Raw genomic sequence first — 25039 nt, forward strand, 5'->3', positions numbered from 1 at the left:
GTTACAACGGGACCCTGATTTACGCAAGTTCCGGCATGTCGCGACACGCAGCCAGCGAACGCACTACCATCCACATCGCCTTATTGTCCGGTGCCTGAGCCGCTTGTGGAAGATGACGAAGAGCTGCCCGAACCGCCGCTGCCGGCGGATCCCGTAGTGCTTGAACCGGTTCCGCCGCCACTGGTTCCGCTGCTGGCACTGCTGTCTGTTGTTCCGGAAGACGCATCGTTCCCGTCACCGGTCGATCCGCTTGGCAGTGAACCGTCCGTGCTATCTCCAGTGTTTCCGGTCCCGTTATTCGCCGCGCCTGAATTATCGGTTGTTGAATCCGAACCATCCGTGCCGGTGCTTCCCGAGGTGTTGCCTTGTGTTGCATCGTCTGTGGAATCCGCCGACTCCCCCGTGCCGTCGGAATTGTTGCCCGAGTCCTTAGATGCGTCCTGATTGGCATTGTCGGCATTCTCGTCACTGGTGCTGGACGGATCTTCCTCTGATGGAGACGACGGATATCCCGTTCCTGACATATCCTCCGATCCAGGCGCCGGCACGACCACGCTGGTGTTTGGATGAACAATATCGCGCACCACACTGTCGGTGCCTTCACCACCGGTGACAAGCAGAATCACTCCCGCCGTGGCGCCGACAGCGACCAAGGCGCTGACGACGGCAACGATAATCGCAAGACGCTTGCTGCGACGCTCCACCGCCAGTTGGGCTGAAGTCGGGCTCATATGTGCGCGGGCACTGTTCTTCGACACCTTCGAAACCTTTGGCGACGCCCCCGCCGAGGCCCCCGTCGTTTCATCCGCGCGTCCGACGGTCGAACGAATGCTTCTACCTTCTACGTCGCGAATCACACTTGTCTCATCGGATGCAGGCATAGCGACCGTATCATCAGACAGCCCGTCCTTATTCGAATCCGCATTCGCCACATCGTCATTGGCGATGGCGTCAGCGCCAATGACGACGCTCTCATCCACCGCGGCGTCCCGCGTCTTCTGCGCACCGTCCGAATTGGCTTCGGCCTTGGCGTCCGACCCATCCAGACCGCCAATTGACAGCGGCGATGTTTCCCGCAGTTTCGCTTTCGACGCTTCCAACATATTCTTATAGATCTGCGACGCCGCCGCGGATACGACAGAACCGACGGCAACGCCAATCACAGATCCCGCTATGCCGATTTTCGCAGACAGCAGGAATGATGTGACGGCCGCCAACGCGCCGGCACACAACTGCGAAAATGATAATCCCTTGAAAAAATTCCTCACATGTCCGAACTTAGCGGCAATCGTTGTACCTCAGCTGTGCTGACAGTGAAAATTGCTTAATCCGCACATCTTCGTCAAATATCGCCCTGCAATGACGTCTCTTCATAGGATTCCGCCAAACGCCATGCCAACGAGTATCGCGATATGCTTATGGCGGTACGCGAGCGAGAGGATATCCAATGAACGATTTTCCAACGCGGGATGGCTCTGCAAGAAATAATGCGGCGCGGCATGCCACGACGCGAATTCGCCGTCGCCGTTATCCGCTTGTTATCATCGTCGCAGTGGCTGCGGTGATGATTGCGTCGATTATTGCTGTCGTCGTCGTTGCGCCGTATCTGCAATCATCCGGCGTTGTTTCCGGCCCGTCGCCGTCGGAGGAAACAAGCCAAACGTATCCGAAAGTCACGAGTGCGATTGATTTCGACGGCGACGGCATCGATGATTACACGGATTTGCTGGAGGGCGCGCGCAAGGATGCCGAGAATCATCCGACGTATGATGACGGCTATTATCAGGGCGGCTACCCGCCGGAAGATCGCGGCGCCTGTACGGATGTGATTTGGCGGGCTTTTCGCAACGCCGGATACGATTTGAAGGCGATGGTGGATGCCGATATCGCCGCCGACCCCGTCTCATATGCGCAAGTCGTTTCAGTGCCCGATCCGAATATTGATTTTCGCCGCACAGGCGTGTTGAACGTGTTCTTTTCAAAGTATGCGACATCGCTGACGACGGACACTTCAGCCAAGGAGGAATGGCAGCGCGGCGATATCGTCGTGTTCGAGTCGACGCGACATATCGGCATGGTGTCGGATAAGCGCGACGCGGACGGCAACGCGTTTATCATTCACAATATGGGCCAGAAGGAGCGCGAAAACGACTATCTGGCATTCAAAACGCATATGACGGTGACCGCGCATTATCGATTTGACGCGTCGAAGATCGACCCGAATATTCTGATCAAGTGGACGGATTAATCTGCCGTCATTCGAGATTGTTCAATAGCAGATTACTGCAATCAACGCGCCATGCATGCTGCGATTTCGCCGCGGAATAGCATGAAAATATTTGCCGCTGGCGATTAATGCGATTCCTGTGAACGCGCGGACAATATCATGGCGACGAAGATCATGGCGAAGCCGATAAGCGCGTTCCATCCGGGGATTTCGCCCCAGAAGATTGCGGCGAAGACGACGGAGAACAGGCTTTCCGTGCACATGATGATTGACGCGCTGTCGGCGGGCACGTGCGCGAGTCCGATGTTCTGCATGATTTGCGCGGCCGTTGTGGCGCCGAACAGCAAATACAGGAAGCTGGCGATGACGCCCGGCTCAAGCCATGCGGCGGTCGGTGCGGGTTCCGTCAGCAATGCGCCGGCGAAGAACAGGACACCGGCGGCGGCGAATTGCACGAAGGTTACGGCGATTGGACTGTGCGTACGCGAATAGACGCCGAGCAACGTCAGGTTGAAGGAGAACACCACCGCACACAGCAAGGTCAGCCAATCCCCCGACGACAATGTCAATCCGCCGGAACCCGGCTTCAACGCGACGAAGCCGACGCCGGCCAGACAGATGACGCCGGCGATCAGATTGATGGCGCGCGGCTTGGTTCTGGAAATGATCCATGCCGCAAACGGTGTCAACACGCAGTATGCGGCGGTCAGGAAGGCGCTTCGGCCCGGGTCGATGGTTTGCAGACCGATGTTCTGCGGCACCAACGTACCCCAATAGGTGACACCCGTCAGCAATGCCGGCACAATGATGGAACGATTCAGGCTCGGCAGAATGCTTTTGCGAAACAGCATCAGCATCACGACGCAGGCGCCGAACATGCGTAGGGCCATCAGCGATTGCGGCGCGATGGTGCGCATCGCCATTTTGGATACCAGATAGCTGCCGCCCCATAATGCGGCGCAGCATAGCAGCATCAGGCGTGCAAGATTGGGTGGAAACGAACGGGAAGCCTTGCTTCGCAAATTTTGAAAGAAACGCATTCGGCGGCCTACTGCTCCCACTGCGGGGTGTCCGATTCGGCCGGGCCATGATTGTAATCCGTCAAACGCCAACGCAGCGTGCCATCATCCATTTCCAACGGCGCCAAACGCGACCAATGCGCGTTGCGCATCGACATCATCGATGCATAATCCGAATGCGCCAGATTCATGCCAAGCAACGTCTGCAAGGTCAGTGAAATCCACGCGCCATGCGAAAACACATACAGGTCAACGTCGGTGTCGAAGCGGGTCGACCAATCGTTCAAAGCCTCCACGCCGCGACGCCCGACTTCCGAAGCCGGTTCGGCGCCGTATTTGAGCTCGCCGCCCATGAACTGCGTCCAAGAATGGTAATCCTCCGGATACCGTTCGGCCAATTCCTCTACGGAAACGCCTTCCCATTCGCCGAAGCTGCGTTCGCGCACGCGTTCATCGGTGGTCACATCCAGCGAAAGCCTGTCTGCGAATGCGTGAGCAGTGGCCAATGCACGTCCCAGATCCGAGCTGACGACAACCGGATGCGTGTCGGGCCTTTGGTCGACATATAACGTTTTCAGGGCTTCGCCTGTGCGGGCGACCTGCCACTGGCCTGTCTGGTCAAGCGGAATGTCAATCTGACCTTGCAGACGATGTGCGGCGTTATATGCGGTACGGCCGTGACGAACCAGCGTCATCGAACGGACGTGCATTGGCATGGGCTCCTTTTCTTCGAGTCTGTAGTGATTTGCCGTTACTCTTGTTCGGCCTGCGACGCACTGGTTTCCGGATGTTCCAGCTGCAGGTCGATGGTCGGGCAATCGCGCCACAGGCGTTCAATGCCATAGAAATCACGGGATTCCTGATGCATGACGTGGATGAGGAAATCACCATAGTCAAGCAGCACCCACTGGCCTTCGGCCAAGCCGTCGCGCGAACGCGGCTGACGCTTGTTGTCCTTCAGATACAGGTCCTTTTCGATTTCCTCGGCCACTGCGAGCACCTGACGCTCGTTCGAAGCGGAGGCGATCAGCATGATGTCGGTGATGGCGAGCGGTTCGCTCACATCGATGGCGACGATGTCGGTGGCCTTGACACGATCGGCCGCCGCGGCGGCGATGCGGACGGAATCGATGGATTCTTGCAATGCGGTCATATTTCAGCGCTCCCAGGCGGGCTTCCAGCCCTCGATATTGTGCTGCGTGTTTTCGGAATACACCATGGTATCAGCAGGCACGTCGTGACGAACCACGGATCCGGCACCGGTGGTGACGCCGTCACCGACGGTGACGGGTGCGACGAACAGGTTCCCGGCTCCCACATGCACGTTGGAGCCGACGGTGGTGTGATGCTTGTGCACACCGTCATAGTTGGCGGTGATGGTGCCGCCGCCGATATTCGTATGCTCTCCCAGATCGGCGTCGCCGACATAGCTCAAATGCGGCACCTTGGTGCCATTGCCGATATGCGCCTTCTTCATTTCCACGAAGGCGCCGGCCTTGCTCCCCTCGCCCAAGTCGTTGCCGGGGCGCAGATACGTCCACGGGCCGATATTCGCGGCGCGTCCGATATGCGTTTCCTGTACGCGGGAGCGTTCCACGACGGCTTCTTCGTCGATGACGGCGTCGATAAGCGTCGTGTACGGGCCGATGACGGCGTTTTCGCCGATGACGGTATGTCCCTGCAGGAAGCAGCCCGGCAGAATCGTCGCGTCACGGGCGATTTCCACTTCGTCTTCGATCCACGTGGTGGCGGGGTCGAGAATGGTGACGCCCTCACGCATCCAATATTCACAGATACGCGTGTTGTGGGCTTTGGCGAGGGCCGCAAGCTGTACGCGGTCGTTGACGCCTTCCACGCTCAACGGATCGGGAGCGGCGAACGCACCGACCTTGCCGGTGGCCTTGGCCATCTCCAACGCATCGGTCAGATAGAATTCACCCTGCGCATTATTGGATTTCAGATTGCGGATTGCGGCGGTCAACACCTTCGCGTCGAACACGTATACGGACGTGTTCACTTCCTGCACCGCCAATTCGCTGCGATTGGCGTCCTTCTGTTCGACGATGCGCAGCACGTCGCCGTCACGGTCGCGAATGATGCGTCCGTAACCGGTGGGGTCATCCAACACGGTGGTCAGCACGGTGGCGCCGTTGCCGCTGTTGTTATGGAATTCAAGCAACTTGCTCAACGTGTCGCCGTCAAGCAGCGGCATGTCGGAAGCCACGATCAATACAGCACCTTCCGCTTCGCCCTGCCCCTGCAGCTGTGCCATCGCGCACTGTACGGCGCGGCCGGTGCCCGGAATGTCGTCCTGGTTGACGATGATGGCCTGTGGATTGTATGACAGAGCAGCCTTCGCGACGCGTTCCGCCTGATAATGCACGACCACTGCAAGCGTCTGCGGGTTCAGGGACACCACGGAACGCATCACGCGTTCAAGAAAAGTATGTCCGGCGAATGTATGCAGGACCTTCGGCTTCGAAGAACGCATGCGCGTGCCTTCACCTGCAGCAAGAACGATTGCGGCTGATAATGCCATGGACTGTTCTCCAATTCGTTTCTTGGGATAACACAGAAGCTGTTCGCCGCAGATTGTACTCCACAAGCGCAGACATCAGCGGCTTTTGCGCAAACGACGCCATACCTCAAACACAATGTCTGCCCACCGATTCCTTTTCGATCAGCTTACAGTGTATTTTCGCTTGCGTCTCGTCAAGTCCCGGCAGCAAAGCCGTCATTTCGTTCACGGGCATCGCCACCGCATTCGAAGACAACATCGAAACAAGCTTGTATACGGCCCAATAGCCCATTTCATAGTGAGGCAGCTCTATGGTTGTCAACGAGGGCACGAGCATTTCAGAAACAACCGGATGGTTGTCCACTCCGATCACCGATATATCGCGTCCTATCGCTAGATTTCGCTTTGCAGCCTCGTTATAAACGTACCAAGCTCGCACATCGTTGAAACAAAATACCCCATCCGGGATGTCGCAACTGAAAAGTGCCGCGGTCTTGTCCATGCCGTCATGCCCCATTTGCATATTGATGATTGCCAAGTCGTCAACCGGATAGCCAGCCGCTTTCATCGCATCGATGAATCCCTGCAAACGTCCCTGCTGTGCCTGAATCAGATCAGGAGCTCCGAAAAAAACAATCCTCCGGCATCCGGCGTCAAGCAATCTACGAGTGCCATCGAGGCCAATCAGATATTCATCGGGAACAATCGAGGGGACATCACGACTTTCACCTGTTCCTATAGCATTGACGATGACGGCAGGAACATCATCAAGATTATGAGGCAACACCGTCACCTGGTTATACATACAAGTGAAGAGAAAACCTTCCACGCCGTATTGCCGAAGCGCCACTATATCGTCGGCCTGCGTCGCCGGATCCCCGTTAGTGTCGACTGTCAGCAACACATATCCGAGTTCTTTGGCCGCGCACTGTGCGCCGACGATCACACGTCCCGCATACGGGGTTGTCGCGACTTCGTTACTGATGAATCCGAGGATTCTCGTCTTTTTCGTTCGCAGGCTGCTTGCAAGAGGATTGCGTACATATCCCATATGCTCTGCCTGTTCGCGGATTTTCGTCGATAGGCCGGCGTTCACACGCCCTTGGGATTTTCCGCTTAAAACCAACGAAACCGTTGATCTAGAAATGCCCAAACTATCGGCTATGTCCTGCATGGTAGCCATCGGTGCGTTTCTCTGCTTTCCTATGTTTCCCGCTCAATATTGTCAGATATATCTATGTCTCTTTGTTCTCATCCGGATTTTACAGACATCGAATAGCATCGAGAATACGCAGTTCTCCGCTTATTCGCATCCAAACATCAATGCCGGCAGTCGCAAGCGGCTCCATCATAGGCCACCATGCGATTCTGCCGGCATAATCGATACCCGTCCGGATGATTGCGCTATCGCCATATGGTGCGCAAGGCATGCACGCTGACGGTTTGAACGTTTCCATCGGCATTGAGGCGGAAAGCGCCATCCCCTGCTGCAGGCTGGAAGAGCATGCTGCCGGCGGCTTCGCCGTCATTGAGGAAGACTTCGGCGATATTGCGATCGAAGAAGATCTCCACATGACGTACATGATCGATGCCACTGTCGAAATCGACGTCATCGACCTTGAGACCATGGGTGACGATGCGAGTGACGCCGTTCGTACGAACCAGCTTCAAGCTTGAGGGCTTGCCGTCAGAACACTGCTCACCCGTGGCAAGAATCGCCTCGAAGTCTTCGTCGTCGTTCAAACGGAAGTCGGCATAGTATGCGTTGCCCGGCACTCGGGCCGTCACCTTATTCATGCCGCCGTCAGCGTTCGAATGCAGTTCAAGCGCATCGCCGATCAGCTCGTCATAGACTTCCTGCACCGGCTTGGAATACAGACGCCCGTCACGCATGTGGAGTTCACGCGGCAGCGACATGGCACCGTTGGCGATACAAGGACGTTCGGTACGGGCACCAGGGAAATCGGTATACCAAGCGATGATGATACGCCTGCCTTCATCGTCACGGAAGCTTTGCGTCGCGTAATATCCGCTGCCGAAATCGCACCAGTCGCTGGAAGTCACGTTCAGGCGCGGACCATCCGGCGTGGCGACAAGGTCACCCGCATACCAGCGCACCGGCTGGAAGCGGCCTTGCTTGTCGCGGTAATGCATGAGGGCACCGACCGCCACGGTCGTTCCGTCAAGCTCGAACAGATCCGGGCATTCGAAGGTACGCGAGATCCCATGTCCGGCGTCGACCAATACCGGACCTTCGTAACGCCAAGCACTTGTACGGGCCAATGGCTTGCGTGCCGAGAACAGCACCATCGATGGCGCATGGGTCGGATTGGAGGGGACGAATTGGCCTGGTTTGCCATCCGACGCGGTCGTAAACCACCCATCCGTCGTCACTGTTGACACGCCAGGCTTGGCCGTGTCGGCATTTTCCGGCACCGGAAGATTGGTGGCCAGCACCATATAGGCACGGTCGGGATCGATGCCCTCACCGTTCAGTCCGCATTCGACCTTGGGATCGCGGAAATCAAGACCGAAATCGTCGTTCGGACGTACGACGATCGGGGATTCGACGCGCACATGGATGCCGTCTTCGCACAGGCAGGTGGACTGATATTCAACGACGCTGTTCTCGTCGCCGCGCGTTTCCACATGGCGGGTCAGGAACAGGCGAATCGCCGCCGCCTTGTCACCGTCACAAGGCATGCCGTGCTCGTCTACGGTGATTGCGGACCCGGAGAACGCGCCGCCCGTCATCGTGGGATCGGTGGCGAAATCCGCCTGCGGCTCCAGTACAATCGGCAAATGCGTCCAATGCACGAGATCATGGCTTACCGCATGGCCCCAGTGCATGGTGTCCCATCCCCATCCGTATGGATTGAATTGATAGAACATGTGATACCGGCCTTGGAAACGGCATAGACCGTTCGGATCGTTCATCCAATGGGTGAACGGCTCGAAATGCGCACCGGAGCGTCCTTCACGATGATAGATTTCCTCGGTGGACGGCACCGTCGGCCAATCCTGCTCCGCCGGATCCAGGCTGACGAAACGTACGCCGCGTTCCAGCAGATCGTCGCAGCCGGTCAGATATGCATAGCGGCAGATGCCGCCTTCGATGCACACAGTGATTTCAGCGTGCGCGTCCACTTCAATGCGGAAATGATGACGGCGCTCCCCTACCGGCATGGTGTGAACGTGTTCACCGGTCGGCGTGGAGATACGGATGACCGTTTCGTCGTCACCATGACGTTCCACAAACAATTCCAACAGCGTATAGACATCGGTGCCAAATGTCGCGGTGGTTGCCGATGCATGATTATTCGTTGACACGATAGCCTTTCTTTATGAATATAAGCGAAATACATACCGCGAAGGGTATGCGGGCGAAACACCCGAAGTAGGAACTAGAAAACAGAGACAAAATGTAACGATTTCAAAAAGTCTCAAACGCATAGCCACAAGAATCGGCATGACATCCGAAACAGGCCCAATGCATCGTCATCGAATTGTCGGCAGTCGGACCTCACTGCGATGCGGAATCGCCATTCCGCCCATGTGCGCGACCGACGCGTATTCTGCATTCATCAGATCCCATGCCCGGCAATCTGCCGAATAATGCTACGGCATACATCGTCAGCAGTATCGGAATCGAAATGCCGAAGGCCATGAATATGCCCGGCCATTCGATCCACGCACAGAAAGTGATGAAGAACAATGCCGCCACGGTTATGCTGCACAGTGGACGGGCGATGATCATCTGGGCGGTCATACGGACCGCCCAGCGATTCGTTTCGGCATAATTCGAGCGGACCGCCCAGACCAGCAGGGAGAACAGTCCCAGTCCGATGATGAACAGCAACAGAACACCTGAAGCGGCGTACCCCATAGTGCCGGTGTCATTGGATATCAGCAGCCAGTAGTCGTAGATCACCACCAGCCATACGCAGGCGATGGGCCATCCAAGCAGATTGGCTGACTTCAATTCCGTTTTCCACGCAGCATGAAACAATTTCCAGGTTTCACGAACCGTCCAGCCGCGATCATCGGACAACAACCATGTACGGTATACGGAATAGGCCGAGGCGATTGCAGGGAACAGCCCGACGACAATCAAGCCCAGCAGCGCATGTACGATAATCGCCACGTTGATGACGAACACGGTGAGAATCGCACGGCAAAAACGCTCATATCCTACTGCAAACGCCCCCATGATGACCTTTCGAATATGCCGGTTTAATATATATCTGGGTCAGCCCTTGACGGCTCCGAGCATCACGCCCTTGTTGAAGTACTTCTGCAGGAACGGATACAACACGAGCAGAGGCAGGGTCGACACAATGATGATGCCGAACTTGATCTGATCGGCGGCCTGCTGTTGAGCGGCGGCGTTGACGCTTGTCGTGCTCTGTGCGACAAGCAGCAGCTGCTGAAGCACAACCTGCAAAGGCTGCTTCGTGCTGTCGGTGATATAGATAAGGCCTGTCATGTAATCGTTCCAGTGGCCGACGAAGTAGTACAGGCCGATCACCGCAAGAATGGCGGAGCTCAACGGCAGCACGATCTTGAAGAAGTAACCGAAATAGCTCAGACCATCGATCTGCGCTGCATCGTGCAGTTCTTCAGGAATCGAAGAGTCGAAGAAGGAGCGGGCCACGATGACGTTGTAGACGCTTACCGCACCCGGCAGGATGAACACCCACATCGTATTGTTGATGCCCAGGGACTTGAACAGCAAGTAGTTCGGGATCAGGCCGCCGCTGATGAACATCGTCACGGTGAACAGGAACAGAATCACGCGACGCGGCTTGAATTCCCTGCGGCTCAGCGCGAAGGCGCACGGAATCGTAACCGCCATGTTGACGGCGGTGCCGACCACCGAATAAATGATGGTGTTCAGATAGCCCTGCCAGATCTGCGCATTCGCGAACACTTTCTGGTATCCGACGAAGGTGATGTCCTTGGGCAGCAATACCACGCTGCCTCCGGCCACGGCGTTCGGATCGGAGAACGATGCGATGACGACGAACCAAAGCGGATACAGGACGGCCACCACGACCAAAGCGATCAAAGCGAATATGATGATCGACACCACCAGATCGCCCGGCTTCTGCTTCTGATGGACATGCTTGTTCCAGGGGATGTCTTCCCCGGAGGATTTCGGTGCGATTGCCTGCATATTCACAGCGGACATGCTTACCTCCTAGAAAATGCTCGTTTCGGAAACCCTCTTCGCGATCGCGTTGGCCGTGATCAGGAACAGGAAATTGACGACGGTGTTGAACAGGCCGATAGCCGTCGAATACGAATATTGGCCGTTAAGAATACCGATCTTGTAGGTATATGTCGAGATGACCTCGGTGGCCGGAAGATTCAAGGAATTCTGCATCAGGTAGATCTTGTCGAAACCAACGTTCAACACCGATCCCATACTCATAATCAAAAGAATCGAGCAAGTCGGCAAAATCGCGGGAACATCGACATACCGAATCAGCTGGAGACGGCCGGCACCATCGATTTTTGCAGCCTCATACAGTGAAGTGTCCACGGAGCTCAGCGCAGCCAGATAGATGATCGAGTTCCAGCCGACATGCTGCCAGACTTCGGAAATCCAATATACGGCGGTGATGGCGGTAGTGCTGCCCATCAGGCTTTCGTCGCCCAGAAAACGGCCGATCATGCCCGTGCCCGGGGACAGGAAGATGTTCAGCATCGAGACGATCACCACAACCGAAATGAAGTGGGGCATGTAGGTGACGGTCTGCACGAAGCCCTTGACCTTCGACGAATGAATCTGGTTGATCAGCAGCGCAAGAATGATCGGGAAAATGAAGCCCATGACCAGAGTCCACAGCGATATGCGGACCGTGTTGATCATGATCTCGCCGAACAAAGGATTATGGATGAATTCGGAGAAAAATTCCATTCCGACGAATTTGCCGCCGGTCAATCCCTTGCTGGGATCGAATTCGCGGAAAGCCAGTTGGATACCCCACATCGGCACGTAGGCGAACAATGCGACGAAAAACAGCGCCGGCGCACACAGAATCCAAAGCTGCCAACATTTCACGAAATGATTGGCGATGCGATTGAGCAGACCGGTTTTTTTCTTGGCGGAATCCGCCATCGGAACGGAGGCGGATGCCACAGCGGTTTCACCGCTGCGGGATTTACGTAAAGACATGATGTTCTCTCCAAGTCGTAAGAGTAATCACCGGATGCGGTCACGACGGCCGTAATGTAATGGCTCACGCAATCGCATGGACTCAAAAAAAGGGGTGCCGGACGACGGCCGGCGGCAATCGCCCGGCACCCCTTTTTAAGGAATGAACTGAGGGACTACTTGGTGTACTTGTCGTACCACTTCTGCCAGATGGCGATGTTGTCCTTCAGACCAAGGCTGGGCTCGTTGATCTTCTGCAGATAGTCATCCCATTCCTCGTCAATGCCGCCCTTCTGCACCCACTTCGCATACTGGTTGTTGGCGTAATTGAAGATGGAGGTGTTGTTGTTCTGCAGCGTGTCCATGTCGTCGGAGCTTGGACGCACATAAATCGGCACGACGTCCTTGATTGGATCGACGTTAGCGCGAGCATCACGCACGGCCAAGTCGGAGGCGGTCACCTGATCGGCGTTGGTGTCGTTGATCATCGTCACATCGTCGCGAATCCAGCCACCGAAGCGGTCCTGCAATGCGACTGCACGGGTGTCCGGGTACTCGGCGTAGGCCTTGTCCTTGTTGATGGTGTACTGATGGTTGCCGTCATCGGAGACGATATCCGGAATCGAGCCGAAGTAGCCGGCCACAGACAGCTTCTCGCTGTACATGGCATTAAGAATCTTCCAGATGGCGGGCTTGTTGGCCGCCTTGGAGCTGACGCTCACACCGGAACCTGCGTAGGCCCAGCGTGCCGCATCCTGGGAGTAATCCCACTTGACGTCTTCATCCGGAGTAGAGGCGTCTTTCTTCAGCGGCGGCAACGTAATGTACTGGTCGGCGAGGTCATCGCCGTATTCGGATACGTTGGACCAGCCAAAGGAGACACCGGTCAGCGCGGTCTTACCGTCGCTCACCGTCTGTGCCGCATACTGGGAGCTATCACGAGTCAGGGTATCCTTCGGAATCAGACCCTGGCTCATCAGTTCATGCAGATAGGACAGCACATCCTTCAAGGCATCCGAGGTCATGTAGGATTTGACTTCACCGTTATCCACGTAATATCCCTGCTCGGAAGCACCACCGCCCATAAAGGAGGTGACGACGCCTTCGGAGTTCATCAAAGTGAGCGGGCTCCACAGATCGAATCCGAGGTCACGGATATTCATCGGAATCTCATCCTGCTTGCCATTGCCGTTGGGGTCTTCGGTCTTGAAGGCCTTAAGCACGTTCTCCAGTTCATCCCACGTGGTCGGAACCTGTAGTCCCAGCTTGTCCAGCCAGGTCTTGTTGATGAACATATGCGTACCGGATACCTCGTACCCCTTGCCGCGATCGGACGGCAATTCCAGAATCGCATCCCCATCTTGTACGTACTTTTCCGCACCCGGCTGGGCTTCGAAGAATTCCTTCACATTCGGCATCTTATCCAGATGCGGGGCAAGGTCTTCAAAATAATCGGCGTACTTTGCCGCATCGGACATACTGAACAAAGACAATCCGATATCCGGGAATTCGCCAGCGGCCATCTTGGCGCTCTTCTGCTGGCCCCAAGCGTTATCGTCAACCTCCTGCCATTTGATCGTGCAGTCGCAAGCCGCCTCAAGATCCTTGGAATATTGCGTATCCGCCATTGGATTATCAGTGACGTTACGGCGAACCATAATGTTCACGATCGGCTTGCCGTTCTCGTCCACGGTCGCCTCATCATTGCCGCCACATGCAGCAAGTGGAGCAAGCATGGCGATCGCCGCGGCTGCCGATACAGCAATCTTTACACTTCCTCGTGCCATCGTTCTCCTTCGATCTTCTTACCGAATCAGTTCCAAAACATTTGGAACACCCCACAATATAAGAGGTCAACCGCGTGATGTCAACCGGTTGACGCAAATCGATTGACATTGTAAAGAACAAAAATGGCCATATACAAGCCTTTTCCGACCATCGTTACGTCAATCGATTAACGCCAATCGGCGTGTCGCACCTCTGCACCAATCGTGACCGGGAGAATCACTGGAAAAACGACTCCATTGCTCGGGAATATACGCCGCAAGGATCGTATGCCATTATTCTCATCGTCTGAGCAGCATCGACTCACATATGAAAACGGGTCCTGCGGAATACCGCAGGACCCACCTCAGCAAAGCTCCCCCACCTGGACTCGAACCAAGACAAAGGGTTCCAAAGACCCGTGTGCTGCCATTACACCATGGGGGAACGGCGGAGCGAACTCCGCCAAGAGTTAATTATGCCATAGGTCGGGACTTTACGCTCCCGCCGTGTCGCCGGAGCATGCCGACGTCAGGCGAACAGGAATCCCTGGCCGTGATGTTCCGGATACGTGTCGAACAATTCAGCCACCGAACCATCTTCAAATACCGCACGGATGGCACTGGCCAGCAGCGGAGCAATCGACAGCACAGTCAGACCGTTCCAACGCTTCGATTCCGGAATCGGCACGGTGTCGGTCAGCACGACTTCCTTCGCACCGCAGGCACGCAGACGCTCGACCGCCGGGTCGGACAACACGCCATGCGTGGCGACAACGGTAACGGACTTCGCGCCGGAATTCTTCAGCACGGTACATGCGCCGGCGATCGTGCCGGCGGTATCGATCAAATCGTCGACCAGCACGCAGTCCTTGCCTTCGACGTCGCCGACGACACGGTTGGCTACAGCCTGGTTCGGACGGGTGATGTCGCGCGTCTTGTGCACGAAGGCCAGGGGGCCGCCGCCGAGACGCTGCGCCCACTGTTCGGCCACGCGAATACGGCCGGCATCCGGGGAGACGACGGTGACATTATCGAGCTGATTGGAGAAACGGTCACGAATGTAGTCGACCAGCACCGGCATGGCGATCAGATGATCGACCGGGCCGTCGAAGAATCCTTGGGACTGAGCGGCGTGCAGATCGACGCTCATGATACGGTCGGCGCCTGCGGTTTTCAGCAGGTCAAAAACCAGGCGGCAGGAGATGGGCTCGCGGCCGCGGTGCTTCTTATCCTGACGAGAATAGCCGAGCAACGGGCAGACGGCGGTGATGGATCGCGCGGAAGCGCGCTTCAACGCATCAATCATAATCAGCTGTTCCATGATCGCCTGATTAATCGGATTGCTGTGGCTTTGCAGGACGAACACGTCTGCGCCACGCACCGATTCGGTGTAGCGCACGTACATCTCGCCGTTGGCGAAGTCGTACGCCGTCGTTTCCAACACATCAATGCCGAGCTGCTTTGCAACGTCCTCGGCCAGCTTGGGGTGTGCCCTGCCGGTGACGAGGATGAGGTTCTTATCTGGCTTTCCTTCAAGGATTGCGCTCACCGTGTCTCCAAACGTTGTTACGCCAAAGTGGACTGATTCATCATAACCGTTTACGAAGACCGTCCAACACGTATCGGCGTCGATCAGCGATATAGGCCGTGCTTGCCGATATACTGCACGACGCCGTCGGGGACCAGGTACCAGACCGGCTCCCCCCGGCCGGCTCGACGGCGCACATCCGTCGAGGAGATCGCCAATGCCGGGATCTCCAACGTGTCCACCTTGCCTTCAGGCAGACGCACCCCGTTGGGTGACGAATAGCCGGGACGCGTGACGGCGACGAAATGCGCCAGGTCCCACATCAGATCGGCGTCCTTCCATTCCATGATTTCAGCCACCGCGTCGGCGCCGGTGATGAAGAACAGTTCGGCGTCCGGGTTCTGCCCGCGGATGTCGCGCAGCGTATCGATGGTGTATGTCACGCCGGGACGGTCGATGTCGACGCGCGACACGGTGAATTTCGGATTCGAAGCCGTGGCGATCACCGTCATCAGGTAACGGTCTTCGGCGTTGGTGACTTTCTTGTCCAATTTGAATACCGGCCGGCCGGTCGGCACGAAAACCACCTCGTCAAGGTCATACACCCACGCCACTTCGGAAGCGGCCACCAGATGGCCGTTATGAATCGGGTCGAAGGTGCCGCCCATGATGCCGATACGCGGACGGCTATGCCAGTTGCCGCGCGCGGAACGCCTGCCGTTGCTTACGGCGTCCGAAGGCGCCTCGTCCAACGACAGATCGGACATGCGACGTTCCGCGTCGATCATGCGGCCCTCCCCTGCTGCGCGGCATCGCCGGCGTCATCCGCATCCGTGCCGTACTGGTCCGCCGCGACCGCCATCGCGACATCCGTATCGGCGTCGCGCGGATCGATCTCATCCATATCGGCGTCCCATTCGTCCTGCACGACCCTGCGGATTTCGGCGAAGGTGGGCAGCGGGAAGTCCGGCTGGTACATGCGGCGCACCTCGGCGACCCGTTCGGTGACGCGAATCAGCGTATCGGTCATGCCGTCGATGTCATGATCGCTTTCCATGGCGGAAAAACGGGCGATGTACTGCTCCATCATCGCGATCTGCCCGCGCACCTGCCTGCACTGGTCCTCCTGCAGATCAACGGCCTCATCGGAATCGTTGTCCGGCCAGCCGATCAGCACGGCGTCGGCATATTCAAGCGAGGCTCGCTGCGCCGCCGACGCGATGCCGTCTTCGACCTGTACGAGGAACACATATCGCACGATGCTCAGACGTTCGGCGGCGATTTTGAGCCAGACGCGCTCGTCATCCAGATCCACGTTCCAAGGATTGGCCTCATAGTCGATGCCGCACGCGGTGCCGCCGTCCGCCTGAACGTCCTCGGCGCGCCCGTCGACGGCGGAATCGGCCGCGGCTTCGCAGGCGGGGGCATCGTCATTCATCTCATTCATATCGTTCATTCTCGCACCTGACCCATTCCATAGCCAACCCATTTCGTCGTGGTCATTTCACGCAGTCCCATCGGGCCGCGGGCATGCATTTTCTGCGTCGAGATGCCGAGCTCGGCGCCGAAGCCGAACACCCCGCCATCCGTGAAACGAGTGGACGCGTTGACCATGACGACCGCCGAATCCACCTGCGAGGTGAACTTTTCGACACGCGAATAGTTTTCCGCGATGATCGATTCGGTGTGCCCGGTGGAATGCCTGTTGATATGCGCGATGGCGTCGTTGATCGAATCGACGACCATGATGCCGATCCGCAGCGCAAGATACTCGGTGTCCCAGTCCTCGGGCTCCGCCAGGCGCATGCGCAGATTCTGGATGTTCGCTCCGGAGATGATCGAGCGCGCGCGTTCGTCGACGATCAGCTCCACGCCGGCGGTGGTCAGCGCCTGCGCGATGATCGGCAGGAACGCTTCGGCCACGTCGCGATGCACGATCAGCTTTTCGGCGGCGTTGCACACACCGACGCGCTGCGTCTTGGAGTTGAGGATGATCGGGATCGCCTTTTCCGGGTCTCCCGTGCGGTCGACATAGATATGCACGTTGCCGGCGCCGGTTTCGATGACGGGCACCATCGATTCACGTACGACAGCCTGGATCAGGCCGGCGCCGCCGCGCGGAACCAGCACGTCGATATGGCCGCGGGCGCGCATCATCGCCGTGGCGCCTTCACGTCCGAATTCGTCGACCGATGCGACCAGCTCGCGCGCGAAGCCCTGTTCCTCCAAAACGTCGCCGATGACGCCGAGCGTCGCCGTATTGGTGCGTTCGGCCGCGTGTCCGCCGCGCAGGATCGCGCCGTTGCCGGACTTCAGGCACAATGACGCCACGTCGACCGTCACGTTCGGACGGGCTTCGTAGATCATGCCGATGACGCCGAGCGGCACGCGCGTCTGCTGCAGTCGCAGACCGTTGGGCAGCGTGTATCCGCGGACGATTTCGCCGACCGGATCGGGCAGCGATGCCACATGCCGCACGCCTTGCGCGCAGGCGACCACTCGAGGCCCGTCGAAACGAAGGCGGTCGAGTTTGCCGGCGTCCATGCCGTCGTGTTCCGCCTGCGCCATGTCCTGCGCATTCGCGGCGGCGATTTCCTGCGCACGGTCCTCCAGTGCCTGGGCGATGGCCTGCAGCAGCTCGTTCTTGGCTTGGGTGTTGGCTTGGGCGAGATCGTGTTGCGCCCGGGCGCAGGCGTCGGCCTTCCCGCATACCGCTTCGAACGCGGTGGCGCTGAGGGCTTCCTGCGGCATCTCGGTATTCGTCATAGTTGTTCAGCGTACCATCAGGAAAGCCTCGATATGCGTTTCGTCCATGGTCATGTCGCAACCGCGTTCCGCCGGATCGTCCGCCCGGACGTTCCGTTGCTTGGACGGCTGCGGACATCGATGCGCGCGGCCGCTACACTGGTAAGGGCAGACATCATTCGTTTCAAGCTTTCAAAGGATGTTCCCGTGATCACATTCCATAGCACGCGCGGCACCGCCGATTCCCTGACGTCCAAGCAGGCCATCCGCAAGGGCATCGCCGATGACGGCGGACTGTTCGTCACCGATGCGCTGGGTGAGGCGAAAGTCGATATCGCGCAGCTGGCGGGCAAATCGTATCAGCAGATCGCCTATGACGTGCTCGCCGTATTGCTGCCGGATTTCAGCGAAGACGAATTGAAGGCCTGCATCGCCGAAGCGTATGGCGATCAGTGGTCGGACGGGCGAATCACCCCGTTGAAGCCGCTTGGCGATGATTATGTGCTGGAATTGTTCAACGGCCCGACTTCCGCGTTCAAGGACGTCGCATTGCAGATCCTGCCGCGTTTCATGGCGCGCACGACGCCTGCGGACGGCGCCGAAGACGAGACGATCATGATTCTGACGGCTACGTCGGGAGATACCGGCAAGGCGGCGTTGGCCGGCTTCGCCGACGCCCCGGGCACCGCCATCACGGTGTTCTATCCGGAAGGCAAGGTCAGTCAGGTGCAGGAACTGCAGATGACGACCCAGCGGGGCTCCAATGTGCAGGTGTGCGCGGTGAGGGGCAACTTCGATGACGCGCAGTCCGCCGTCAAGGAGATCTTCGCCGACCGTGAGCTTGCCGAACGCCTGGCCGGCGACGAACACGTGACGCTGTCTTCGGCGAATTCGATCAATGTGGGTCGTCTGGTGCCGCAGGTCGTCTACTATTTCTCCGCCTACGCGCAGCTTGTCGAACGTCAGGCCATCAACGTCGGCGACGAGGTGGAGTTCTGCGTGCCGACCGGAAACTTCGGAGACATCCTCGCCGGCTACTACGCGAAGCTGCTGGGATTGCCGGTCAAGCATCTGATCGTCGCCTCCGACAGGAACAACGTGCTGTTCGACTTCCTCAACACGGGCACCTATAACCGTCAGCGCCCGTTCTTCCAGACGATTTCCCCTTCGATGGACATTCTGATCTCCTCGAACCTGGAACGCATGCTGTACTACATGTCCGACAAGGACACGCGTCTGATCGCCATGCTGATGAACGACCTCAAGCAGTGGGGCGCGTATGAGGTCCCGGAGGCCATGCTGGCGAAGATCCGCGCGCTGTTCGGATGCGGCTGGGCCGATGAGGACCAGGTGCGCGAGATGATCGCCGACTGCTGGCGGCGCAACCGTTATGTGATCGACCCGCACACGGCCTGCGGCTATTTCGTGATGCAGCAGATGCCGCGCGACCCGCAGACCCCGCGCGTGCTGCTGTCGACCGCCAGCCCGTACAAGTTCCCGCGCGTCGTGAACGAATCGTTGGGCCTTGATGCGACCGGCACGGATTTCCAATGCATGGACGTGCTATCCGAAGCGACCGGCACGACCGCTCCCGCCGCGCTGCGAGGCCTGGAATCGGCCGACGTGCGTTTCGACGACGTCATCGGCATCGACGACATGACGGACTTCGTGGAGCAGGCGGCCCGCAACGTCTGACGCGGACCCCTGCGATGGGTGGGGGCGTCCTGCAACCGCAGGACGCCCCCACCCATCGCGCCGCGACGAATCCTAGAATTCCTTCGCGATCCAGATCCGCATCGACAGCAGATACGACACGGCCACCGCCAGGACGGCCGCGGCGGCGCCGCCGGCATATCCCGCCGCGGGCGGCAGCGACGTCACCGCAGCCGCGATGCGCCGCACCACCTCGTCCGGCAATATGATTCCGATGCAGCTGGCGGCGCAGACCACCATACTGCAGGAGACGACGAACACCTGCGTGGCCCACGTATATTCATGGGCGAAGTAGAACGGGATTTCGAAGGCCATGATGACGCATAGCGCCACGGCCGAACCGAACAGCAACGTCGCGAGCGCATCGGACTGCAGGCCTTCGAAGCCGAACAGCAACGTCGCCAGCATGATTTCGCATGCCAATTCCGCGACGGCAAGCAGTATGAACAGTCCGGCGGCCGCATAGCGCGCCGTCACCTGCGTGCGCCTGCGGACCGGTATCACCGAGATCAGCCTGCCCGCCGATTCACCGCCGCCCGACACGAACAGGGCTCCCACCGACAGCACCCAATATCCCAGGGTGAACGCCACCATCAGGCCGAAGGCCACCGGTCGGATCGCTTCGGCCCACATGATCAGGACGAAGAACATCGGCAGCAGGAAGCCGATCAGGGTTCCCATCGGCCCGTTGCCGCTGACCAGCTCGAATTCGAAACGGAGGCAGCGCAGCCATTCACGGCGGCGGTTTCCTTCCTGCAGGCCCATCACAGCTCCTTCCCTTCGACGATACGAGTCGAGACCAACGCCGACAGGACGAGGACCAGGACGAATACGGCCGCCTCGAGGCCGATGGCGAGCGGAACGGTGCCCATCACTCCGGATACCGCCCCGATGACGCTGTCCACGATGGATTCCGGCAGCGTCGTCGCCAGTCCGATTCCGCCGAACACCAGCAGGAACATGACCGTCAGCACGACCATCATGGCCTTGCGTGCCGGGAAACGGTACAGCAGCGGGAAATACAGCGATTCGGCCATTCCGACGCCGAACATCAGCGAAGCCACCTTCGCGCTGTCGCTCCACGACCATGGCGCATCGCCCGACGCGATGTTGGCGATCAGCGTGCACGCGACCAGTTCCGCCATGATCACCGCCAGGAAGACCAGCAGGAAGGCATATCTTCCCATCACCTGATGCCGGCGGCTGAGCGGCACCATGCCTCCGAGCCAATGACCGGCAGGCTGGTCCTCATAGGCGAACAGGTTCATCGGCAGCACGGCGAGCCCTCCGACCAGGCCTCCCTGGATGCCGGCCATCATCGCCCGCGTATCCGCGGAAAACGCCATCAGCAACGTCAGCGCCGGAAAGAACGCCAGCATGAACGCCATATACCCGTTGCCGCGGCCTGTTATCCGATGCCAGTCAAGACGAAATGCGCTAAGCGTCCGCATCATGCCACCTCCGGAACGTCGCCGCGCATGGCCGCCGGGCCGTGATGCGCGTTGGTCAGGCGCACGATGTCGTCGATCGAGGCCGGTTCCACGGCCAGCGCGGCGCCCGTGCCGCCTCCGTCGTCCATGGAGCGTCCGGAGAGGATTCCCGGCACCTCTTCGCTGCGGACCAATGCGTCGAAGCCCGTCGCATAACGATGCACGCCCAACGCCGCATGTTCCAGCGCAGGGGTCAGGTCGTCGGGACCGCCTTTGACCAGGCGGAAGGAGTCCTCGAATTCGTCCTTCGGACCGGTGAAATACAGGCTGCCGTGGGTGATGTAGGTGATGAAGTCGGCGGCGCGTTCCAGATCGGCGGTGATATGCGTCGAAAACAGCACGCTATGTTCGCCGTCCTCGATGTATTCGGACAGCAGGTCCATCAACTCGTCACGAGCCAGCACGTCCAGGCCGCTGGTCGGCTCATCGAGGATCAGCAGCTTCGCGTCATGGCTCAGCGCCACGGCGAGCATCAGCTTCATCTGCATGCCTCGGGACAGCTCCTTGACCTGCTTGTTGCGGTCCAGGCAGAAGCGGGCGAGATAGGAATCGAACAACGCATGATCCCATCGCCCGTACATCGGCGCCATCACACGCTCGACCTTGCCCACGCTCCAGGTCTCGACGAGATAGCTGGTGTCGAACACCACGCCAAGCTGCTCTTTCACAGTCTCCTCCGCGGCGAGGATGTCGCGACCCAGGATCCGGATATCCCCCGCATCCCGATGGAGCATGTTGAGCATCAGCTTGATCAGCGTCGACTTGCCTGCGCCGTTCGGCCCGATCAGGCCCATGATGTATCCGACCGGCAGGTCGAACGTGATGTCGTCAAGCCTGAATCCGGAATCATAGTGTTTGGTCAGACCGGTGACGGACAGCGCCGTCGCCGTCTCCTGCATTGTGTTCATCGTTGCCCTCCTGGCAGACGCCCGGACATGACGGCCTATAGGGCCGCTTCGTCGGCGTCGCCATACGCTTCCTCGAGCAGAGCGTGCAATTCGTCCAGGGGGATGTCGGCGGCCTTGGCCGCGACCGACGTCTGTACGAAAAGCTCCCGTATGCGACCGCGGGCGCGCCGTTTCATCAGCTCGTTGCCGCGGTTCATCACGAAAGTGCCCTTGCCTTGGATGTTCTGCACGATGCCTTCCTCGGCAAGCTCGTTGTACGCTCTCGTGATCGTCAGCACGGACACGCGCAGCTCCTTGGCGAGCCTGCGCAGGGAAGGCAGCGCCTCCCCCGGCGCGAGTTCGCCGGAAAGCACGGCCGCGCGGATCTGGTTTTTGATCTGCTCGTAGATTGGTTCTCCGGACACGGACGAGATGATCAGTCTCATACCGTTGCCCCTTTCTGTTTTATAGCGCTAGAACAGCTGTATAACTGTTCTATATAACAGTAACACAGTGAGGACCCGACTGTACTGGTGTGTCGCATAACAGTTCATAATATTCGCGGCGCGTCATGGAAATCGAACAGCACGCCGTCCGCGACCTCGCAGATCGCCGGCCAATCGCGCGCCGAGGAATCATCGTGCATCGCCCACACACGCATGCCGACCGACCTCGCCGACCGCATGGCGACCAGCAGATCCTCGAACACCGTGCAGCGCTCCGGTTCGACGCCCAGTCGGGAGGCGGCCAGCAGATACACATCCGGCCTGTCCTTGCCGACATCGCCGGCGTCGTCCACGCTGACCACCTGATCGAAATACGCGTCGATGCCGACATGCCGCATCGCGGGCCCGCGCAGGCGCGGGGGCAGCGACGTGGCGACGGCCAGCGCCGCGCCCGACTCCTTCAAAGCCTGCAGATACCCGTGCGCGTACGGCTTCGCCTCGACCACCGTGCCGTAGGCGACGGCCGCCATCGAATCCCACTCCTCCATCAGATCCTCCGGGGTGTCGTCCAGCCCGAAGCGGGCGATCGTGTATTCCGCGATCTGACGGAACTGCATCGACGCGACCTTGCCCATATAGTCGTCCGGCACCTCGATGCCGCGTTTGGCGAGAAAATCGATGTCGACCTGATCCCACACGCCCATGGAATCCAGCAATGTGCCGTCAAGATCGAAAATGGCGGCCTTACCGGTGTTGACGCCCATCATATGCTCCTATTCGCAAACCATCCGCCGGTCGGATCATCTGCCTCTCACAGATGCGATTCCTCCAGCAATTCACGCGCATGGCCAAGCGAGGCTTCGGATTCCGTGCCCGACAGCATGCGCGCGATCTCATTGACGCGTTCTTCGCCGGCGACCGGCGTCACCGTCGTCTCCACGGTTTCACCGTCGCCCGACTCATGTTTACTGACGACGAATTGGCTGTCCGCCCAAGAGGCCACCTGCGGCAGATGCGTCACGACGATCACCTGAGCGCTTTGCGCAAGACGCGCAAGACGGCGGCCCAATTCCGCCGCAGCCTTGCCTCCGACGCCGGCATCGACCTCATCGAAGATAAACGTCATCGACGGCGCGCCTCCACCCGCTTCGGCGTCCATGCGCCGGCCGGCCGTGCACAATTCCAAAGCCAGCATCAAACGGCTCAACTCGCCGCCCGACGCGCTTTTGCCCATCGGCATCGGCACGGAGCCGGGGAAAGGCGTGAACAGGAATTCAATATCGTCGATTCCGTTCGCATCCAACGCGCCGCCGCCTTCGCGCGGCGTCACGCCGATGCGCAACGACGAACCGGCCATGGCAAGCGATTCCAATTCGGCGGTGACGCTGCCGGCCAATTCGTCGGCGGCGGATTGGCGTCGACGGCTCAATGCCGAGGCTTGTTTCAGGGCTTCGGCCTGGAGGCCGTCGCGTTGCGCGCGCAATTCGCCGATGCGGTCGTCCGAGGCGTCAAGATCCTCCAAATCGAAAACGGCCTTGTCTCGCCATGCGATCACATCGGCCAGAGTCGGCCCCCAACGGCGGGTCAGCTCATTGAGCTCATGGATGCGATCGTTGATGGCGTCCAGGTTTTCGTTTTCAAAACCGTCGCCAAGCTGCTGCGACAGCGTGAACACGACGTCTTCAAGATCGGCGTTCAACGATTCAAGACGGTCCGCCGCCTGGTCGAACACGCCGTCCATATGGATGGCGCGCAGCGAACGCGCGGCGGATTCGAGCAGCGCGATCGCCCCCACGCCGCCATCCTGTTCGCCCATCTGGGAAGCGTCCAACGCCGACAATGCGGCGCCCACGCCTCCGACGATCTTCGCCGAATTCTCGATGCGGTCGCGACGTTCCTTCAGTTCGTCGTCCTCCCCCGGCTTCGGATCGACGCGCGCGATGCGTTCGATGGACTCGCGCAGATAATCGGCCTGCTGCCGCGCCGACGCCTCCTGATTGGTGGCGCGTCGGATCCGATCCTCCACCGCCTGCAGCCTGTTCCAGACGGAACGATACGCCTGCAGGGCCTCCTCATCCCCGGCATAGGCGTCCAGCAGCTCACGCTGGCGACCTGCGGACGCGATGCGCAGCTGGTCGGCCTGACCGTGAATGGTCACCAGATGTTCGGCCACCGCGCCCAGCACCGAACGGGGGACGCCACGCCCGCATAGGGTCGCACGCGACCGCCCGGACACGGGAATCGTGCGGGACAGAAACAGCTCATCGTCTTGCGGATCGGCGCCGGCCTCGTCCACAGCGGCCAATGCGGCACCGTCACGGGACGCCTCGACATGGAAAACGCCTTGCGCCCACGCCTTGTCCGCCCCGGGCGCCACACGGCCGGAATCCGCGGAGCCGCCGGAGATCAGGCGAATCGCACTGAGCAGCATCGACTTGCCGGCACCCGTTTCGCCGGTGATCGCGGTCATGCCGCGTGCAGGCTCCAGCACAGCGGAACGGATAGGGCCCAAATCATGGATTTCAAGCTCTTCAAGCATC

Annotated in this window: 23 protein-coding genes and 1 tRNA gene; 2 read left to right on the plus strand and 22 right to left on the minus strand. The window is 59.1% G+C overall.

Annotated elements, in window-relative coordinates:
• Positions 1-80: 80 nt before the first annotated feature.
• Positions 81-1268: a hypothetical protein gene (locus AC1AX7_RS03100; RefSeq protein ID WP_476508632.1), complete on the minus strand. Its 1188-nt coding sequence runs from the start codon at positions 1266-1268 to the stop codon at positions 81-83.
• Between the two features lie 179 nt (positions 1269-1447).
• Between AC1AX7_RS03100 and AC1AX7_RS03105 the strand changes: the two genes are divergently transcribed.
• Complete coding sequence (locus tag AC1AX7_RS03105) at positions 1448-2248, plus strand: DUF1287 domain-containing protein (RefSeq protein ID WP_476508633.1); 801 nt, start codon at positions 1448-1450, stop codon at positions 2246-2248.
• Positions 2249-2352: 104 nt separating this feature from the next.
• Here the strand turns inward: AC1AX7_RS03105 and AC1AX7_RS03110 are convergent, their stop codons facing one another.
• The 15 genes from AC1AX7_RS03110 to AC1AX7_RS03180 form a co-directional block, all read right to left on the minus strand.
• Positions 2353-3288, minus strand: coding sequence for a DMT family transporter (locus AC1AX7_RS03110; RefSeq protein ID WP_476508634.1), 936 nt, complete (start codon positions 3286-3288; stop codon positions 2353-2355).
• Positions 3276-3962, minus strand: coding sequence for a histidine phosphatase family protein (locus AC1AX7_RS03115; protein WP_476508635.1), 687 nt, complete (start codon positions 3960-3962; stop codon positions 3276-3278). Before AC1AX7_RS03115 ends, AC1AX7_RS03110 begins: the two co-directional genes overlap by 13 nt.
• A 35-nt stretch (positions 3963-3997) precedes the next feature.
• Entirely contained in the window at positions 3998-4399 is a 402-nt protein-coding gene (rsfS, locus tag AC1AX7_RS03120) for a ribosome silencing factor (RefSeq protein ID WP_476508636.1), read from the minus strand.
• Positions 4400-4402: 3 nt separating this feature from the next.
• On the minus strand, positions 4403-5785 hold the full coding sequence (glmU, locus tag AC1AX7_RS03125) for a bifunctional UDP-N-acetylglucosamine diphosphorylase/glucosamine-1-phosphate N-acetyltransferase GlmU (RefSeq protein WP_476508637.1): 1383 nt from the start codon (positions 5783-5785) through the stop codon (positions 4403-4405).
• A 106-nt stretch (positions 5786-5891) separates the two neighbouring features.
• Positions 5892-6947, minus strand: a complete 1056-nt coding sequence (locus tag AC1AX7_RS03130) for a LacI family DNA-binding transcriptional regulator (protein ID WP_476508638.1) — start codon at positions 6945-6947, stop codon at positions 5892-5894.
• Positions 6948-7168: 221 nt separating this feature from the next.
• Positions 7169-9094, minus strand: coding sequence for a glycoside hydrolase family 32 protein (locus tag AC1AX7_RS03135; RefSeq protein ID WP_476508639.1), 1926 nt, complete (start codon positions 9092-9094; stop codon positions 7169-7171).
• 193 nt (positions 9095-9287) lie between these two features.
• The gene (locus tag AC1AX7_RS03140) at positions 9288-9974 is read right to left on the minus strand and encodes a YesL family protein (protein WP_476508640.1); all 687 of its coding nucleotides are present in this window, start codon (positions 9972-9974) and stop codon (positions 9288-9290) included.
• Positions 9975-10013: 39 nt separating this feature from the next.
• Complete coding sequence (locus AC1AX7_RS03145; protein ID WP_476508641.1) at positions 10014-10955, minus strand: carbohydrate ABC transporter permease; 942 nt, start codon at positions 10953-10955, stop codon at positions 10014-10016.
• A gap of 9 nt (positions 10956-10964) precedes the next feature.
• Positions 10965-11888 (minus strand): ABC transporter permease, encoded by a 924-nt coding sequence (locus AC1AX7_RS03150; protein ID WP_476508693.1) that lies wholly within the window; start codon positions 11886-11888, stop codon positions 10965-10967.
• Positions 11889-12100: 212 nt separating this feature from the next.
• Positions 12101-13711: an extracellular solute-binding protein gene (locus AC1AX7_RS03155; RefSeq protein ID WP_476508642.1), complete on the minus strand. Its 1611-nt coding sequence runs from the start codon at positions 13709-13711 to the stop codon at positions 12101-12103.
• Between the two features lie 353 nt (positions 13712-14064).
• Positions 14065-14135 (minus strand) — tRNA-Gln (locus tag AC1AX7_RS03160).
• Positions 14136-14219: 84 nt separating this feature from the next.
• Complete coding sequence (locus AC1AX7_RS03165; RefSeq protein ID WP_476508643.1) at positions 14220-15239, minus strand: ribose-phosphate diphosphokinase; 1020 nt, start codon at positions 15237-15239, stop codon at positions 14220-14222.
• 83 nt (positions 15240-15322) lie between these two features.
• Positions 15323-16006, minus strand: coding sequence for a nicotinate-nucleotide adenylyltransferase (gene nadD / locus AC1AX7_RS03170; RefSeq protein ID WP_476508644.1), 684 nt, complete (start codon positions 16004-16006; stop codon positions 15323-15325).
• Positions 16003-16665, minus strand: a complete 663-nt coding sequence (locus AC1AX7_RS03175) for a phosphoribosylglycinamide synthetase (RefSeq protein WP_476508645.1) — start codon at positions 16663-16665, stop codon at positions 16003-16005. Before AC1AX7_RS03175 ends, nadD begins: the two co-directional genes overlap by 4 nt.
• A gap of 5 nt (positions 16666-16670) precedes the next feature.
• Positions 16671-17984: a glutamate-5-semialdehyde dehydrogenase gene (locus AC1AX7_RS03180; RefSeq protein ID WP_476508646.1), complete on the minus strand. Its 1314-nt coding sequence runs from the start codon at positions 17982-17984 to the stop codon at positions 16671-16673.
• Between the two features lie 186 nt (positions 17985-18170).
• Between AC1AX7_RS03180 and thrC the strand changes: the two genes are divergently transcribed.
• Positions 18171-19658: a threonine synthase gene (gene thrC, locus AC1AX7_RS03185; RefSeq protein WP_476508647.1), complete on the plus strand. Its 1488-nt coding sequence runs from the start codon at positions 18171-18173 to the stop codon at positions 19656-19658.
• Between the two features lie 72 nt (positions 19659-19730).
• Here the strand turns inward: thrC and AC1AX7_RS03190 are convergent, their stop codons facing one another.
• The 6 genes from AC1AX7_RS03190 to recN form a co-directional block, all read right to left on the minus strand.
• On the minus strand, positions 19731-20441 hold the full coding sequence (locus AC1AX7_RS03190) for an ABC-2 transporter permease (RefSeq protein WP_476508694.1): 711 nt from the start codon (positions 20439-20441) through the stop codon (positions 19731-19733).
• Positions 20441-21130 carry an ABC-2 transporter permease gene (locus tag AC1AX7_RS03195; RefSeq protein ID WP_476508648.1) on the minus strand — a complete coding sequence of 230 codons (690 nt, stop codon included), beginning with the start codon at positions 21128-21130 and terminating at the stop codon, positions 20441-20443. The genes AC1AX7_RS03190 and AC1AX7_RS03195 overlap by 1 nt, the downstream gene beginning before the upstream one ends.
• Positions 21127-22074 carry an ABC transporter ATP-binding protein gene (locus AC1AX7_RS03200; protein ID WP_476508649.1) on the minus strand — a complete coding sequence of 316 codons (948 nt, stop codon included), beginning with the start codon at positions 22072-22074 and terminating at the stop codon, positions 21127-21129. Before AC1AX7_RS03200 ends, AC1AX7_RS03195 begins: the two co-directional genes overlap by 4 nt.
• Positions 22075-22109: 35 nt before the next feature.
• Positions 22110-22499, minus strand: coding sequence for a GntR family transcriptional regulator (locus tag AC1AX7_RS03205; protein WP_476508650.1), 390 nt, complete (start codon positions 22497-22499; stop codon positions 22110-22112).
• Positions 22500-22603: 104 nt separating this feature from the next.
• Positions 22604-23263 carry an HAD family hydrolase gene (locus AC1AX7_RS03210; RefSeq protein WP_476508695.1) on the minus strand — a complete coding sequence of 220 codons (660 nt, stop codon included), beginning with the start codon at positions 23261-23263 and terminating at the stop codon, positions 22604-22606.
• Positions 23264-23310: 47 nt separating this feature from the next.
• Entirely contained in the window at positions 23311-25038 is a 1728-nt protein-coding gene (recN, locus tag AC1AX7_RS03215) for a DNA repair protein RecN (protein ID WP_476508696.1), read from the minus strand.
• Between the last annotated feature and the right edge of the window lies 1 nt (position 25039).

It is taken from the genome of Bifidobacterium sp. LH_449 (genome assembly GCF_056356755.1).

Bases quoted from the DNA above. Each gene is read 5' to 3' on its own strand.
- AC1AX7_RS03105 (WP_476508633.1), top strand. From the start codon at position 1,448: ATGAACGATTTTCCAACGCGGGATGGCTCTGCAAGAAATAATGCGGCG.
- AC1AX7_RS03115 (WP_476508635.1), bottom strand. From the start codon at position 3,962: ATGCCAATGCACGTCCGTTCGATGACGCTGGTTCGTCACGGCCGTACC.
- rsfS (WP_476508636.1), bottom strand. From the start codon at position 4,399: ATGACCGCATTGCAAGAATCCATCGATTCCGTCCGCATCGCCGCCGCG.
- glmU (WP_476508637.1), bottom strand. From the start codon at position 5,785: ATGGCATTATCAGCCGCAATCGTTCTTGCTGCAGGTGAAGGCACGCGC.
- AC1AX7_RS03130 (WP_476508638.1), bottom strand. From the start codon at position 6,947: ATGGCTACCATGCAGGACATAGCCGATAGTTTGGGCATTTCTAGATCA.
- AC1AX7_RS03140 (WP_476508640.1), bottom strand. From the start codon at position 9,974: ATGGGGGCGTTTGCAGTAGGATATGAGCGTTTTTGCCGTGCGATTCTC.
- AC1AX7_RS03145 (WP_476508641.1), bottom strand. From the start codon at position 10,955: ATGTCCGCTGTGAATATGCAGGCAATCGCACCGAAATCCTCCGGGGAA.
- AC1AX7_RS03150 (WP_476508693.1), bottom strand. From the start codon at position 11,888: ATGGCGGATTCCGCCAAGAAAAAAACCGGTCTGCTCAATCGCATCGCC.
- AC1AX7_RS03155 (WP_476508642.1), bottom strand. From the start codon at position 13,711: ATGGCACGAGGAAGTGTAAAGATTGCTGTATCGGCAGCCGCGGCGATC.
- nadD (WP_476508644.1), bottom strand. From the start codon at position 16,006: ATGATCGACGCGGAACGTCGCATGTCCGATCTGTCGTTGGACGAGGCG.
- AC1AX7_RS03175 (WP_476508645.1), bottom strand. From the start codon at position 16,665: ATGAATGAGATGAATGACGATGCCCCCGCCTGCGAAGCCGCGGCCGAT.
- AC1AX7_RS03180 (WP_476508646.1), bottom strand. From the start codon at position 17,984: ATGACGAATACCGAGATGCCGCAGGAAGCCCTCAGCGCCACCGCGTTC.
- AC1AX7_RS03190 (WP_476508694.1), bottom strand. From the start codon at position 20,441: ATGGGCCTGCAGGAAGGAAACCGCCGCCGTGAATGGCTGCGCTGCCTC.
- AC1AX7_RS03195 (WP_476508648.1), bottom strand. From the start codon at position 21,130: ATGATGCGGACGCTTAGCGCATTTCGTCTTGACTGGCATCGGATAACA.
- AC1AX7_RS03200 (WP_476508649.1), bottom strand. From the start codon at position 22,074: ATGAACACAATGCAGGAGACGGCGACGGCGCTGTCCGTCACCGGTCTG.
- AC1AX7_RS03205 (WP_476508650.1), bottom strand. From the start codon at position 22,499: ATGAGACTGATCATCTCGTCCGTGTCCGGAGAACCAATCTACGAGCAG.
- AC1AX7_RS03210 (WP_476508695.1), bottom strand. From the start codon at position 23,263: ATGGGCGTCAACACCGGTAAGGCCGCCATTTTCGATCTTGACGGCACA.
- recN (WP_476508696.1), bottom strand. From the start codon at position 25,038: ATGCTTGAAGAGCTTGAAATCCATGATTTGGGCCCTATCCGTTCCGCT.